Annotated in this window: 15 protein-coding genes and 2 pseudogenes; 14 read left to right on the top strand and 3 right to left on the bottom strand. The window is 66.7% G+C overall.

Features of this window, described 5'->3' with window-relative positions:
- Positions 1 to 25: 25 nt before the first annotated feature.
- The gene (locus tag KPB06_RS10620) at positions 26 to 490 is read left to right on the top strand and encodes a hypothetical protein (protein ID WP_059579635.1); all 465 of its coding nucleotides are present in this window, start codon (positions 26 to 28) and stop codon (positions 488 to 490) included.
- Between the two features lie 290 nt (positions 491 to 780).
- Here KPB06_RS10620 and KPB06_RS10615 read toward each other — a convergent pair whose 3' ends face one another.
- Together KPB06_RS10615 and KPB06_RS10610 are read right to left on the bottom strand one after the other, a co-directional pair.
- Positions 781 to 1,953, bottom strand: a complete 1,173-nt coding sequence (locus KPB06_RS10615; protein WP_275905456.1) for a porin — start codon at positions 1,951 to 1,953, stop codon at positions 781 to 783.
- A 147-nt stretch (positions 1,954 to 2,100) separates the two neighbouring features.
- On the bottom strand, positions 2,101 to 2,277 hold the full coding sequence (locus tag KPB06_RS10610) for a LuxR C-terminal-related transcriptional regulator (RefSeq protein WP_185723038.1): 177 nt from the start codon (positions 2,275 to 2,277) through the stop codon (positions 2,101 to 2,103).
- Between the two features lie 14 nt (positions 2,278 to 2,291).
- Here KPB06_RS10610 and KPB06_RS10605 point away from each other — a divergent pair.
- The 3 genes and pseudogenes from KPB06_RS10605 to KPB06_RS10595 form a co-directional block, all read left to right on the top strand.
- Positions 2,292 to 2,682, top strand: a pseudogene (locus KPB06_RS10605) (aldehyde dehydrogenase family protein); the annotation flags it as partial.
- A 172-nt stretch (positions 2,683 to 2,854) separates the two neighbouring features.
- Positions 2,855 to 3,808 carry a GlxA family transcriptional regulator gene (locus KPB06_RS10600; RefSeq protein WP_059579434.1) on the top strand — a complete coding sequence of 318 codons (954 nt, stop codon included), beginning with the start codon at positions 2,855 to 2,857 and terminating at the stop codon, positions 3,806 to 3,808.
- A gap of 481 nt (positions 3,809 to 4,289) precedes the next feature.
- Positions 4,290 to 4,925 carry a response regulator transcription factor gene (locus KPB06_RS10595; protein WP_059579432.1) on the top strand — a complete coding sequence of 212 codons (636 nt, stop codon included), beginning with the start codon at positions 4,290 to 4,292 and terminating at the stop codon, positions 4,923 to 4,925.
- A gap of 18 nt (positions 4,926 to 4,943) precedes the next feature.
- Here the strand turns inward: KPB06_RS10595 and KPB06_RS10590 are convergent, their stop codons facing one another.
- Entirely contained in the window at positions 4,944 to 6,293 is a 1,350-nt protein-coding gene (locus tag KPB06_RS10590; RefSeq protein WP_185723039.1) for a PAS domain-containing sensor histidine kinase, read from the bottom strand.
- A 256-nt stretch (positions 6,294 to 6,549) separates the two neighbouring features.
- Here KPB06_RS10590 and KPB06_RS10585 point away from each other — a divergent pair, with 256 nt between their 5' ends.
- The 10 genes and pseudogenes from KPB06_RS10585 to KPB06_RS10540 all read left to right on the top strand — a co-directional run bounded on the left by KPB06_RS10585 (position 6,550) and on the right by KPB06_RS10540 (position 14,464).
- Positions 6,550 to 6,975: a DUF3331 domain-containing protein gene (locus KPB06_RS10585; protein WP_059579427.1), complete on the top strand. Its 426-nt coding sequence runs from the start codon at positions 6,550 to 6,552 to the stop codon at positions 6,973 to 6,975.
- 180 nt (positions 6,976 to 7,155) lie between these two features.
- The gene (locus tag KPB06_RS10580; protein ID WP_230951164.1) at positions 7,156 to 7,482 is read left to right on the top strand and encodes a response regulator transcription factor; all 327 of its coding nucleotides are present in this window, start codon (positions 7,156 to 7,158) and stop codon (positions 7,480 to 7,482) included.
- A 104-nt stretch (positions 7,483 to 7,586) separates the two neighbouring features.
- On the top strand, positions 7,587 to 8,441 hold the full coding sequence (locus KPB06_RS10575) for an alpha/beta fold hydrolase (RefSeq protein ID WP_059579421.1): 855 nt from the start codon (positions 7,587 to 7,589) through the stop codon (positions 8,439 to 8,441).
- 54 nt (positions 8,442 to 8,495) lie between these two features.
- The gene (locus tag KPB06_RS10570; protein WP_059579419.1) at positions 8,496 to 9,215 is read left to right on the top strand and encodes a hypothetical protein; all 720 of its coding nucleotides are present in this window, start codon (positions 8,496 to 8,498) and stop codon (positions 9,213 to 9,215) included.
- 10 nt (positions 9,216 to 9,225) lie between these two features.
- Positions 9,226 to 10,272 (top strand): alcohol dehydrogenase catalytic domain-containing protein, encoded by a 1,047-nt coding sequence (locus tag KPB06_RS10565; protein WP_059579417.1) that lies wholly within the window; start codon positions 9,226 to 9,228, stop codon positions 10,270 to 10,272.
- Complete coding sequence (locus KPB06_RS10560; protein WP_059579415.1) at positions 10,269 to 10,988, top strand: hypothetical protein; 720 nt, start codon at positions 10,269 to 10,271, stop codon at positions 10,986 to 10,988. Before KPB06_RS10565 ends, KPB06_RS10560 begins: the two co-directional genes overlap by 4 nt.
- 45 nt (positions 10,989 to 11,033) lie before the next feature.
- Complete coding sequence (locus KPB06_RS10555) at positions 11,034 to 11,888, top strand: alpha/beta fold hydrolase (protein WP_059579412.1); 855 nt, start codon at positions 11,034 to 11,036, stop codon at positions 11,886 to 11,888.
- A 32-nt stretch (positions 11,889 to 11,920) separates the two neighbouring features.
- Entirely contained in the window at positions 11,921 to 12,928 is a 1,008-nt protein-coding gene (locus KPB06_RS10550) for a zinc-binding alcohol dehydrogenase family protein (protein WP_059579634.1), read from the top strand.
- A 16-nt stretch (positions 12,929 to 12,944) separates the two neighbouring features.
- Positions 12,945 to 13,040: pseudogene (locus tag KPB06_RS10545) on the top strand (alpha/beta fold hydrolase); the annotation flags it as partial.
- Between the two features lie 59 nt (positions 13,041 to 13,099).
- Entirely contained in the window at positions 13,100 to 14,464 is a 1,365-nt protein-coding gene (locus KPB06_RS10540; protein WP_059579408.1) for an FAD-dependent oxidoreductase, read from the top strand.
- Positions 14,465 to 14,494: the final 30 nt, after the last annotated feature.

Raw genomic sequence — 14,494 nt, 5'->3', positions numbered from 1 at the left:
GGGGGCAACGACGCAGGAGCCGATCATGTGCAACTCGTTTCGATCCGTGACAGGTATCGTCTGTCTCGGCTTTGCCGCGTCCGTCTTCGCGCAAATGACCGACGATCCAGCGGAGAACGGCACGAACTGCCGTGCGGTCGTCGCGCAGGCGAACATCGACGGCACGGAGCAGCAGATCGTGGGGCGCGCGTGTCTGCAAGACGACGGGACCTGGCAGATCGTGCAAGACGCCGACGGCAGCGTGCTTTGGTACCCGGTGGCAGCCTATCCGTATGCCGATCCGTGGTACTGGGGGCCGCCGCTGTTCATCGGCGCGGGTGTGAGCTTCATCTTCGTCGATCGCTTCCGGCGTTTTCACCATTTCGATCACGTCGATCATTTCAATCCGATCGGACATCGCCGCTTCGGCGTGCCGATGGGCGCGGGGTTCCGCCATGGCGCGTTCCCGGTGGGTGCGGGTCACGGGTTCGGCGGCATGCGGCGACATTAGACCGATGATTGGACCGGTGTTGCGACGCCTGTTCGACCCTGGAGGGCGTGCGGCGACTGTCCAGAGCCTTCAGTGCCGGAAACGTGCTTCGGTCCCATGAACCGAGGCCGTACGATTGCCACAGTATTCTCCGTCTGACGAAAATTTCGAAGGTGGGCGTCGGCGGAGACAATTTTTCGAGGCGCTGCCGCCGCTCGAAGTCGTGACGAACGTGAAGATGGCCAGTGTAAACGCGGCAGGCGCGCACCGCGGTGCGCGCCTGCCGTAACGATCGTCGTGCGACGGGACGATCAGAACTTGTGGCGAATGCCGACGATCGCGAGTTCCTGCGTATCGGTGCCCGAGTTCACGCCGTACGAGCCGACCGACGCGGCTGCTTTCACGGTCGCCCCGCTCGCGTTGAGCGTGTTGCCGCTCGCCTTCTGATAGCCGAACAGCGCATACAGATCGGTGCGCTTCGACAGTGCATAGTCCGCGCCGAGGTTGACCTGGTTGTAGTGCGCGGAAGCCGGGCCCGTCAGCGACGTGTAGTTGTAGCCGACGCCCGCGCGCAGCGCCGGCGAGAACTGCCAGTTGAAGAACGCCGAGCCGTTGTTGAACTTCGCGTTCTGGCTGAACGCCGACAGCGTGTCCGCGCCGTATTGCGTGTTCGAATACGCGAGGCCGAAGGTCGCCGGCCCGGCCACGTACTGGCCGGCCACGCGCACGATCTGGATCGACTTCGCGCTCGAGAAGCCCTGGCTGATCACGGTGTTGAACAGCGTGTCCGAGCTGCTCGACCACGTGCGGACGCCGTTCGCGACCGTCGTGCCGCCGTTCGCGTAGAAGTAGCCGGCGCCGAGCGACAGCGGCCCGTTCGCATAGCTCGCGCCGAAGCTGTACGTGCGGCCGCTGCCGGTCGCGCCCGCGACGCCGCCGAAACCGTACAGCGCCGCGAACTGGAAGCCGGAGATCAGCGGGCTCGTGTATTTCACCGAGTTGCTGACGCGCAGGCTGTTGTCGTAGTTGTCGAGATCGCCCGGCGTCGCGAACACGCCGCCGAAGTAGTTGTCCTGCGTGAGGCCCTGCACGAGATCGACGACCGGATCGTACTGGCGGCCGAGCGTCACGGTGCCGAACGTGCTGCTTGCGAGGCCGACGACGGCCTTGCGGCCGAATTCGCGCTGGCCCTGGCCGAGCGCGCCGGTGCCGATGTTGAAGCCGTTCTCGAGCTGGAACAGCGCGGACAGGCCGCTGCCGAGATCCTCGATGCCGCGCAGCCCCCAGCGGCTGCCCGACAGGTTGCCGCTGCTGAACTTCACGAGGCTCGACGCGTTGCTGCCGTTCGCGTTCTGCGCGTTGTGGACGTACGCGATGCCCGCGTCGGCGATGCCGTACAGCGTGACGCTGCTTTGTGCGTGGGCGCCGGCGGTGGCGAGCGCGGCCGGCAGTGCGAGCAGCGCGAATGACCGGATCTGTTTCATGATTGGATTCCCCCGTTGGTCAATTGGTCTGACGAATCGGTGAACGATACGGACCGCGCATCGTCGAGGGAACCAATAAATTGTCGGATCGTTATGAGGCGCGCGGCGATGGATGCGTGCGCAACGGGTTGGCGTCTCGCGCGGGGCCTACGTGTCGTGGCGCCGCGACGCGTTTCTCAGGACGAGCGTCATCAGTTGCCGGCGCGAATTGACGCCGAGCTTGGCGAACGCGCGCTTCGCGTACGTATCGACGGTGGACGTCTTGCGCCCCATCGACTGCGCGATCGCGGCCGACGTCGTGCCCTGGACGAACGACGCGCACACGTGCATCTCGCGTGGCGCTCGCGGCCGGCAACAGCGTGGTGCTCGAGCCGTCGGAGAAATCGCCGCTGACCGCGCCGCGCGTTGCGCGGCTCGCGTTCGCGGCCGGCATTCCGGCCGGCGTGTTCAACGTCGTGCCGAACGGCGCGGAGCCGGGTCGGGCGCTGGGCTGCATCGCGACGTCGACTGCATCGCGTTCACGGGATCGACACGCACCGGGCAGCAGATCATGGCGTGCGCCGCGCAGTCAAACCTGAAGCGCGTGTGGCTCGAACTCGGCGGCAAGTTGCCGAACCTCGTGCTGCCCGACTGTCCCGATCTCGACCGCACCGCGCGCGCCGCTTCTTCAACATGGGCGCAGTGTGCACGGCCGGCTCGCGCCTGCTGGCAGTCGTCGTGCGACGGGACGGGCCGAACGCTCGGCCATGTGCGCTGCATGGCCATTCTTTTCTGTCCCGAAAATCTTGTAGCATCGCCGGAGTGCCGGTTGGCATGCCGCGATCCCCGCAGCATGCCCGATTTTCTGTTTGTTGTGGCCCCGCCGGTATGCGCCGGCGGGGTCGATTCGCGTGAGGTCAGTATGCGTCGCATTGGGCTTGTCGTCGTCCCTCAGTTTCAGGTGATGAGCCTGCTCGCGTTGTCCGTGTTCGACATCGCCAATCTCCGCGCCGGCCGCTCGCTCTATGAAGTGAGCGTGATCTCGGAGGATGGCGGCCCCGTGGAGGCGTCGTTCGGGATGTGCGCATCGACTCGACCAGCGCGGCTGTCGGAGCTGCACACGGTATTCGTCGGCGCTTCGCTGTCGACGCCGCCGCTCACGGACCGCATGCGCGAACTGCTGGTCGATCTGTCCGGCAAGGTCGAACGCATGGCGTCGATTTGCCTCGGTGCGTTTCTGCTGGCCGAGGCGGGCCTGCTGGACGGGCGCCGTGCAACGACGCATTGGGCGTTTCTCGACCGGTTCAGGGATCGCTACCCTGCGGTATCGGTGGAGAGCGATTGCATCTTCGTGCGCGACGGCGCGCTGTGGAGTTCGGCCGGAATGAGCACGGCCATGGACATGGCGCTCGCGATGCTCGAAGAGGATCTCGGCCCGGACGCCGCGTTGCAGGTTGCGAAAGACCTGGTGCTCGAGCGCTGGAGGCGCTCGGGGTCGCAGCCGCAATCGTCCGTGCTGATCGACCATCCGGCACGCAGCAATCGGATCCACGACGTCATCACGCACATCCGGGCGAATCTCGGCACCGAACTGACGGTCGACAAGCTGGCCGACGTGGCGAGGATGAGCAAGCGGCAGTTTACGCGCCGCTTCAAGGACGAAACCGGCCTGACGCCTGCAAAGGCAGTCGAGCGCATTCGGCTCGAAACGGCCCGGGATTTCGTGACGAGTTCGTCGTGGACCATCGACACGATCGCACGGGAAACCGGTTATGCGGATACCGAGCGGATGAGGCGGTCGTTCGTGCGCGCGTTCGGCCATCCGCCGCAGGCCTTGCGGCGGCAGCGCAAGCCGGAACACACGGACACCGACTGAGCGCGGCTGGCCGATACCGGATCCCGCGCTGCAACATCATGGCACGAAAGGAGGGAACTGCGTCCCTCCACGCGCGCCCATCGTCAATAGAATGTTCTTCGGGCGGTACCTGCTCGGGCAAGCCGAACCGACGACTCGTCAACAGCGGACCGCACGCTCGTCCGCCCACGGTTTTGTGAACCGTCCTCGGTAGCCCGCGTCATGTCGCCAGGCTGGAACCGGCCGTGTGTGCCGCACGGACGCGCCCGGTCGCCGATTGCGTTGCCGCACGCGCGAAGCGTGCCCGGCATGGGTAGGCACGCCGTGCCGATGCGCCGCATGACGCGTACGTCGCAACCGCCGAAGTGGCGCGGATCAGCGAAGCGCTGTGCGGGGCGCGACCGGCCTAGCGGGTGGCCGGGTCGGCGCTCGTCGTCGGCACCGTATCGGGCGACACGTGGTTCGCGATGATGAAACTGAACGGACGGTTGGGGCGCAGGATATGTCAGATGCAGCGATGAAAGACGATTCGACGGCTGTTGTATACGTCGTCGACGACGATCCGGCCATACGCGCATCGCTCGATACGTTGTTGCGATCGCTGGGCCTGCGCGTCGTGACCTTCGCGAGTACCGCCGAGCTGCGCGCGACGCACAGGGAGAATGTCGCGAGCTGCCTGTTGCTCGATGTGCGGCTGCGCGGGGAGAGCGGGCTGATGTTTCAGCAGGCGTCGGACCGGCCATCGATCCCGATCGTCGTCATAACCGGGTTCGCGGACGTCGAAGTGTGTCGCAAGGCGCTGAAGGGCGGTGCGGTCGATTTTCTCGTGAAGCCGTTCACCGACCACGAGTTGATCGACGCCGTGAACCTCGCACTGTCGCTGGATGCGGCACGGCGAGTCCGCAACGACACGCACGACGAGTTGCGGCAGTCGTTCGAGCTGCTCACGCGCCGCGAGCGCGAAGTGCTTGCGTACGTCGTCAGCGGCGCGCTGAACAAGCAGATCGCGTCGCATCTCGGATTGAGCCTGATCACTATCAAGCAGCATCGCGCATCGGTGATGCGCAAGATGAATGCATCGTCGCTTGCGGATCTCGTGCGCAAGTCCGAGGCGATCGGCGTGCAACTGGCGACATGACGCCGCGCGCGGCGAGCGTCATGCGGCCGGGTCGGTCGTGCGCGGGCGGGCCGGCAGCGCGAACGAGAAGCAGCAGCCGGCGCCCGGTTCGCCGCGTGCCCAGATGCGCCCGTGGTGGGCGTCGACGATCGAGCGTGCGACCGTGAGGCCCATTCCCATGCCGTCGGATTTGCTCGTGAAAAACGGCTCGAAAAGCTGATCGATCGACTGCTGTTCGATACCCGGCCCCGTGTCGCATACGTCGAACACGACTTCGGCGCCGCTCAGCCTGGCCGAGACCGTCAGCGTGCGCGCGTGCGACGGGCCGCTTTCGATCGCCTGGATGCCGTTCATCATCAGGTTCGCGAGCACCTGCTGGACCTGCACGGGATCGGCGAACAGGTGTGCGTCGGCATCGATGTCGCTGTCGACACGAACGTTGCGTGCAGCGGCTTCCGGCCCGATCAGGAACAGGGCAGCGTGCACGGCGTCGGCGGCCGCGAAGTCGACGCACTTCGCCGGCGCCTTGCCGATGAAGCCGCGAATCTTGCGGCAGATCTCCGTCGCGTCGCGTGCCCACCGGGCGGCCTGCGTGATCGCGGCAGCGGCTTCGGCGACGTCGGGCTCGTCGCGCTCGAGCCAGCGCAACGCCGCTTCGGCCGACGAACCGACGGCCGACAGCGGCTGGCTGACCTCATGCAGGATCGAGGCCGACATCTCCGCAAATAGCGACACGCGGGCCGCGCGTGCGGCTTCCGCGCGCAATACCGCGAGCCGGTCGCTGTTCTCCTTCTGTTCGGTCACGTCGAACGCATAGAAATGCAGGCGCCGGTAGCCGTCCTCGTGCTTCGGCAGCGAGCAGCGCCATACGATCGGTACGCGGCGCCCCTTGAACGTCACCAGCGTGCGCTCGCCCTGGCAGGCGATCCGATTTTCGTAGATCGCGCGCAGCACCGCGCTGTTGCTGAGCCGGTCGGCCGGCAACAGGATCTCCGCGTGCTGCAGGAAATGTTCCTTCGACTCCGCGTCGAAGAGTTGCACCACCGCGTCGTTGGCCGCCACGAACGCATGCAGCGCGCGCAACCGGGCGACGGCCTGCGGATGCTCGTCGAAATAGCGGTCGATATCGGAGACCCCGGCCATCTTGAGTTCCTTCACCGCGCGATAAACGCGCGACCAGTCTTCGATCAGGATCGGTATCGGCGCCGACAGGAAGAGCTCGCTTTCCGCGGGATGAGGGTCGGCAGGCGGGGCGATCGTCGGGGCTGCGGACGTGGACATGGGGACGTGGTGCTCGTTGAGGCTCGCGCGCGGCGCGAAACCGGATGACCGGAAGTGAAGCATCGGGACGACGAACGACGTGCGCGTCCGACTTCGATGTACTTGCAACTATAAAGCAGATCGCTGCGTGTTGCTGACCGTGACCGCGGGCCCATGCAGGCCGGCGCGACGGTCAGACTTTGGTATGGGAGGGCATCGACCACGGTCTGATGGATCGCAGAAAACCGTTCCTCTAGACTCGATTCCAACGTGAGTGAAGCGCGCGGCGCGGAGATAGCGAAGAGGCGATGTTCGCGATGCGTCGATGCGACGGGCCGATTGCGCAAGCCGCGCATGCGCGTTCAATGCGAGGGGAACGGTAGAGATGACGCAGCCAACGTGTGCATACGACGATGTATTCGAACGCGCGCTGATGGGCCTGCTGGATCCATCGAGAACGGCGGGCGCGCCCGGCTCGCATCGGCGGCGCGTGCGCGGCAAGCGCAATGACGGCGCGCGCGAGGCCGCCGCGCCGGCGGCGTCGCGGATCAGGATCGTCGAGATTCTGTCGGATACCGCTGTCAGCGTGCGCTGGAGCGACCCGAGGTACGGGCATTTCGGCGAACAGCTGTGGCATTGCGTGACCGCGAGAACCGCGTCACGCTGCGTGCTGACCGGTGCGCCGATCAAGCCGGGCGATCGCGTGTATCGGCCGAGGGGGCGCGGCCGCACCGTTCCGTGCAACTGGGACAGGATGATCCATGCCGCGGCAGTCGCACCCGCGTCGTCCGCCAGCGCGGACGGCTGGTGACGCGCGAGCGGGTACGGTCGGTATCGACCGCACCATACCTCGGCATGATTGCCGGCACAGGGGGCGGTCGGTACGCTGTCCGAAATCCGGTTGCGTTCCCGGCCCTGCCAGCGAGCGTGGCGTCACGCGAGACACTCTGTGCACGACAAGACGGTTTGCATCATCGACGATGAATTGGCGATGAGACAGTCGCTGGAATCGCTCGTGCGCTCGATGGGCGTGCGCGTGAGGCTGTACGCGTCGGCCGAGGCGTTTCTCGAACACGGCGCGAACGGGACGTCGCACTGCATCGTGTGCGATATCCAGATGGCCGGGATGTCGGGCATCGAGTTGCTCGCCGTACTGCGCGCAGGGTGTTGCGACGTGCCGATCATCTTCGTGACCGCGCACCCGAGCGCGCGCCGGGCGCTCGAAGCGAGACGGCTCGGCGCATTGTGCGTGCTGGAGAAGCCGTTCGATCCGCGCGAACTCGTGCAGTGGGTGATGCGCGCGCTCGCAGGGGGCTGAATGGGCGGCAGTGCGGCATACGGGCGCGGCAGCGGTGCGTTCGGGCCGCGTTATCGCGACCGGCATGTCCATTACGTGGTTTGTTTCGAACGACGGGAGAACTGATGGAAAACGATAGTCCGAGCCTCGGCGCCAGAACGCAGTTCGTCGACGTCGATGGTCGACGCCTCGCGTATCGCACGTTCGGCAGTGGCACGCCGCTCGTGCTGTGCGTGCGCTTTCGCGGAATCATGGACACGTGGGATCCGCTGTTCCTCGACAGTCTCGCCGAGCAGGGCTTCCAGGTCACGATCTTCGACTACAGCGGCCTCGGGCAGTCGAGCGGTGAGCGAACCTATCATCCCGCGTCGCTCGCCAAGGACGCGATCGACCTGATCGTCGCGCTCAAGCTCGGCAAGGCGGTGATCGGCGGCTGGTCGGTCGGCGGGATGGCCGCGCAGATCGTGCTCGCGAAAGCGCCGCAGCTCGTCACGCACGCGGTGCTGATCGCGACCACACCGCCGGGCCAATTGGTCAAGGCCGGCGAACCGTTGTTCTACACGATGGCGAAGCGCGAAAACGACTTCGAGGATTTCGTCACGCTGTTCTTCGAGCCGGCCTCCGCCGCGAGCCGCACGGCGGCCGAACAAGCGGCCGCGCGCGTCGCGCGGCGCAAGGTCGACCTGAGCCCGGCGGTGCCGGTTGCGTGGGCCGGCGAGCAGGTCGGCGACGGCCCGCGAAACCCGGCCTTCCCGGTCGATGCCGTGCTCGATGCGCTGCGCTCGACGTCGATTCCGGTGCTTCATGTCGGCGGCGATCACGACATCGTGTTCCCGGTGGAGAACTGGTATGCGCTCAACGGCCAGCTTCCGACGCTGCATCTCGTGACGCTGCCGCGCACCGGGCACGGGCCGCAACTCGAGTATCCGGTGTCTTGCGCCAGACACATCGCGGCGTTCGTCGGCGTGCACGCCGGCTGATCGCGCACGCAATGAAGGAATGAAGAAGTCGTTTTTTATTGTTTAGGATGACAAATGGAAGATCTGATTGATTTGGCGATTCGCGCGGCAGGTGGAATGGAGCGCTTCAAGCGATTTCGCAGCGTATCGGCGCAGTTGCATCACACGGGCGCGATCTGGGCGCTGAAGCAGCGCGACGGCGTGCTCACCGATTCGCGCGTGACGGTGCAGTTGCACGAGCAGCGTGTATCGCATGCCCCGTTCGCTCCGACGACGGACCACTCGGTCTACACGCCTTCGCGCGTCGAGATCCGGCGCGACGACGGGACCGTCGTCGATACGCTCGACGCTCCTCGCGCATCGTTCGACGGCTACGAAATGGAGACGCCGTGGTCCAACGCACAGCTGGCGTACTTCGCCGGCTACACGATGTGGACGTATCTGACGTCGCCGTTCCTGCTGCGCCACGACGGCGTTCGCAGCCGCGAAATCGCGCCGTGGACGGTCGACGGGCTGCCGTGGCGGCGGCTGCGTGTCGAGTTCGCGCCGGAGATCGCGACGCATAGCGCCGTGCAGACGTTCTACTTCGACGCGGACGGGCTGCTGCGCCGGCACGACTACGAGGTCGACATCCAGGGGCGCAACGCGGCTGCGCGGTACATCAGCGACTACGTCGACGTGCAAGGCATCCGGATGCCGACGCGCTTCCGGATTTATCCGCGTACCGACGCGAACGTAGCGCTGCCCGCTCCGTTGATCGTGGGTGTCGATCTGTCGAACTTCCGTTTCGAATAACGAGGCAATCATGACGAATCAAGCGACTTACCGCGCGGCGGTAGTCAAGGCGCCCGGGCGACTGGAACTGGTCGAGCGCCCGATTCCCGCGCCGGCACAGGGGCAGGTGCGCATTCGCGTCGAAGCCTGCGGGGTATGCCATTCCGACAGTGCAACCGTGGAGCGCGAAGCGCCGGATGGCGCGCCGCCGCGCGTACCGGGGCATGAAGTCGTCGGCCGAATCGACGCGCTGGGCGAAGGGGTGTCCGGCTGGCGGCTCGGCGAGCGCGTCGGTGTCGGCTTTCTCGCCGGCGAAGACCGCACGTGCCCGTCGTGCCGGCACGGCGACATCGTGAACTGCGAGAACCCGGTCATCACCGGGATGACGACGGACGGCGGCTACGCGGAAATCATGCTGGCCGAAGCCCGCGGGCTCGTGCGCGTGCCGGACGATCTCGATGCGGCCGAGGCCGCGCCGCTGTTGTGCGCGGGGCTGACGACGTTCAACGCGCTGCGCAATGCCGGCGCGCGGGCCGGCGACGTGGTCGCCATCCATGGCCTCGGCGGGCTCGGCCATCTCGCCGTGCAATTCGCGAACAAGATGGGTTTTCACACCGTCGCGATTGCGCGCGGAGCCGACAAGGCCGTGCTTGCTGCGCAGCTCGGCGCGCATCGCTACATCGATGCGCGCACCGAGGACGTCGCCGCCGCGCTGCGCGCGCTCGGCGGGGCGAAGGTCGTGCTCGGCACGGCGCCGACCGGCTCGGGCATGGCCGACACCGTCGCGGGGCTGTCCGCACGCGGCAAGCTGATCGTCGTTGCCGTGCCGGGCGAGCCGATCGCCGTGAATGCGGTCGACCTCGTGTTCGGTGGCCGCTCCGTCGTCGGCGCGTTGACGGGAACGGTGGCGGACAACGAAGAGACGCTCGCGTTCGCGCGGCTGCAGAACGTGCGGCCGATGATCGAAACGTTCCCGCTCGAGCACGCGCAAGCGGCGTACGACCGCATGATGCGCGCGGACGTCCGGTTCCGCGCGGTACTGACCATGAATTCCGCACCCACGGGAGCTTCCGCATGAACGCGATCGCCCAATCCATCATCGACGCCCACGGCGGGCTTGTGCAGTGGCGCAAGTTTCGGCAGGTGCGCGCGCGCCTCGTACAAGGCGGTGCGCTGTGGGGCCTCAAAGGTCACGCCGGCGTGCTCGACGACACCACGGTCACCGTCGCGACGGATCGCCAATGGGCGTCGCACGCGCCGTTCGGTGCGTCAGCCGCGCGCAGCGAATTCACCGGCGAGCGCATTGCGCTGCTCGATTCGGCCGGCCATGTGCTCGCGGCGCGCGAAGAGCCGCGCCGGTCGTTCGACGGGCATACGCTCGAGACGCCGTGGGACGAGCTTCAACTGGCGTTTTTCGCCGGATGCGCGATGTGGACGTACCTGAACGCGCCGTTCGTGCTTGCATGGGACGGTGTGCGCTGCGAAGAAGACGGCATCTGGAACGAACACGGGCAAGCGTGGCGCCGGATTCGCGTGCACTACCCGGACACGCTCGAAGTGTTCAGCAAGGCGCAGACGATCTACGTCGGGCCGGACGGCCTCGTGCGCCGCCTCGACTACGACGTCGAAATCGCGGGCAACACACCGGGCGCGCATTACGTCAGCGACTATGTGACCGTTTCAGGGATCCGCTTCCCGACGAAGCGGCGCATCTACCCGCGTGCAGCCGACGGGCAGGCCGTGCCGGAACCGCTCGTCGTATCGATCGACCTGCATGACATCGCGCTGAGCTGAGCGTGAACCACGGCGCGCGTCGCGCGCCCATCGAGGGAACCCATCATGACGCAATTTGCATCATCCGCCGCTACGACCCGCTACATCGATGCAGCCGGCGTGCGCTACGCGTATCGCCGCTTCGGCAACGAAAAGGGCGGGCGGCCGCTGCTGTGCCTTCAGCATTTCACCGGCACGCTGGACAACTGGGATCCGGCGATCGTCGACGTGCTGGCGCGCGATCGCGAAATTATCCTGTTCGACAACGCCGGCGTCGGCCGCTCCGGCGGACAGGTTCCGACGTCGATCGCGCACATGGCGCAGCACGTGCTGCACTTCGTCGACGCCCTGTCGATCGACCGGCTGCATATCCTCGGATTTTCGCTCGGCGGCTTTCTCGCGCAGGACATCGCGATCGCGCGACCGGAGCAGGTCGAGCGGATGATCCTGTCCGGCACCGCGCCCGAAGGCGGCGAAGGGGCGGGGATGGATCGGCCCGAACTGCTCGCGATCTACACGGACGGCGAGATGCCGATGAGCGAAAAGCTCAAGCGGCTGTTTTTCCCGGCAACGCCCGCCGGCCAGACGGCCGCCGCCGCATTCGTCGACCGCCTCGCCGCGCGCACCGCCGAGCCGGATTTGCCGGCGGGCCCCGAAGTCGCGTCCGCCCAGCTGCAGGCGATGATCGCGTGGGCGAACTGGAGCGGGGACGTGGCAGGCAAGCTGGGCCGGATCAAGCAGCCGGCCCTCGTGACCAACGGCAACGACGACCGCATGATCCCCACCGCGAACAGCTTCGTGCTCGCGCAGGGGCTGCCGGATGCGACGCTGATCGTCTATCCGAATTCAGGCCACGGCGCGCTGTTCCAGCATGCGAGCGCGTATGTCGCGCACGTCGCGGAATTCCTGCGCGGCGCGTGACCGCGTCGCTCACCCTCTTCAAGGAGCCAATGATGAAAGCCATCGTTTATGCAAAGGCCGGCGTACCGATCGACGATCCGGCGTCGCTGTACGACGCGGAGCTGCCGGTGCCGACACCCGGCGCGCGCGATCTGCTCGTGCGGATCGACGCGATCGCCGTCAACCCGGTCGATTCGAAGCTGCGGCTCGGCGTGCAGCCGAGCGGCCCGCGCGTTCTCGGCTGGGACGCGGCGGGAACGGTCGAGGCGGTCGGCAGCGACGTCGAGCTGTTCGCGCCGGGCGACAAGGTCTGGTATGCGGGCGACATCACGCGGCCCGGCAGCTACGCGGAATATGGTCTCGTCGACGAGCGGATTGCAAGCCGCCGCCCGACGACACTGGGCGCTGCCGACGCTGCGGCCCTGCCGTTGACTGCGATTACCGCGTGGGAACTGCTGTTCGACCGGCTGAAGATCGCCGAGCGCGGCGGCGCCGGGCAGAGCGTGCTGGTGATCGGCGCGGGCGGCGGCGTCGGATCCATTCTCGTGCAACTCGCGCGCCGGTTGACCGCGCTGACGGTGATCGGCACGGCATCGCGGCCGGCCACGCACGCGTGGGTCGCCGAGCTTGGCGCACACCACGTGATCGATCACGGCCAGCCGTTGCAACCGCAACTGAAGTCGCTTGGCATCGACCACGTGGACCACGTGATCAGCCTCACGCATACCGACACGTACTACGCGCAGATCGTCGATGTACTGAAGCCGCAGGGCCAGCTCGCGCTGATCGACGATCCGGACACGCTCGATGCGATGCCGCTCAAGCGCAAGGCCATCTCACTGCATTGGGAATTCATGTTCACGCGCTCGATGTTCCGCACGCCCGACATGGACCGTCAGCACGCGCTGCTCGCTCGCGTGGCGACGCTGATCGACGACGGCGTGCTCAAGAGCACCGTCGGTGAGCACCTCGGCAGGATCGACGCGGCGAACCTGCGGCGCGCGCACGCGCTGCTGGAAGGCGGGCGCGCGAAGGGCAAGATCGTGCTCGAAGGCTTCTGAGCGAGCACCGCTACATGCGACGCAGAAGGTGTATGAACGCGCATCGCATGGCATGTGCGTCGTCGATGCCGATCGCGTCAATGCGGATCTGCTCGCCTTTCTGCAGTCGTGACGCGGAAACGCGCGCGACTCACACACTTCGAGCGGGACAAACGGAACCTGGAGAGCAGCATGGCAGAGGTCAAACGAGTCGAATACCTGTTTCTGGGCGGCGGCAAGGGCGGAAAATCGCTTGCGATGGAGATGGCCCGGCAAGGCAAGCGCGTCGCGGTGATCGAGCGCGGGATGATCGGCGGCTCGTGCATCAACGTCGCGTGCATCCCGAGCAAGGCACTGATACACCGTGCACGCGCGATGCATGCGTGGCGGGATGCGGCGCAACAGGAAGACGTGACGGCCGACATGGCGGGCGTTTCCGCGTATGTCGCCTCGGTCGTGAACGGGATGGTCGACGTCAATCGCCGCGCATTCGAGCAGTCGGGTCTCGAACTCGTGATCGGGACGGGGCGGTTCGTCGCGCCGCGAACCATCGCGGTGCGCGGCGCTGACGGGGCCGAAACGATCTACGAGGGCGAGAACGTCTACATCAACACGGGTACGGTCGCGTCGAGCCCGGACGTGCCGGGGCTGCGCGATGCGCAGCCGCTCACGCACGTGGAGGCATTGCGGTTGACGACGCTTCCCGGGCATCTGGTCGTCATCGGCGGCGGTTATATCGGGCTCGAGATGGCGCAAGCGTTTCGGCGGCTCGGCAGCGCGGTCACGCTCGTCAGCGATACGCCGCGCGTTGCGATGCGCGAAGACGAGGACGTCAGCACGGTCATTCAGCGGGCGCTGACCGACGATGGCATTCGCCTCGAACTCGCCGCGCGGCTCGTCGGCGTCGAGGGCAAAAGCGGCGAGCGCGTCACGGTGCGGCTGGCCGACGGCCGTGCCATCGAAGGTACGCACGTGCTCGTGGCGACCGGGCGCACGCCGCAGACGGCCGGCATCGGGCTCGAGCTGGCCGGCGTCGAGACGAACGAGCGCGGGTTCATCAAGGTCGACCATCGGCTCGCGACGACGGCGGAGCGCACGTGGGCGATCGGCGAAGTCGCCGGCACGCCGATGTTCACGCATGCGTCGTTCGACGACTACCGTGTGCTGAAAGCCGGTATCGAAGGCCGGCCGGCGAGCACCGCGGAACGTCTCATCCCTTATGCATTGTTCATCGACCCGGAACTCGGCCGAATCGGCTTGAACGAAGCGGACGCGAATGCCCGAAAGATCGACGTCCGGGTCGCGAAGCTGCCGATGGCTTCCGTGCCGCGGGCGCGCACCGACGGCAACACGCGCGGGTTCATGAAGGCGCTCGTGCATCCGGGCACCGGCGCGATTCTCGGGTTCACGATGGTCGGCACGGGCGCCGGCGATGTGACGACCGCAGTCCAGATGGCGATGCTCGGCGGCCTGCCGTACACGGCGGTGCGCGATGCGATCATCGGTCATCCGATTATTTCGGAAGGGCTGAACCTGCTGTTCGCGACGTTGCATTGACCCTGGAGCGACGGGGGTACGCATTGTGCC

Origin of the sequence: Burkholderia semiarida (assembly GCF_029268935.1) — a bacterium.
GTDB lineage: Bacteria > Pseudomonadota > Gammaproteobacteria > Burkholderiales > Burkholderiaceae > Burkholderia > Burkholderia semiarida.
Note: the sequence above shows the minus strand (reverse complement) of the source record. Positions and strands in the feature narration are given on the sequence as shown.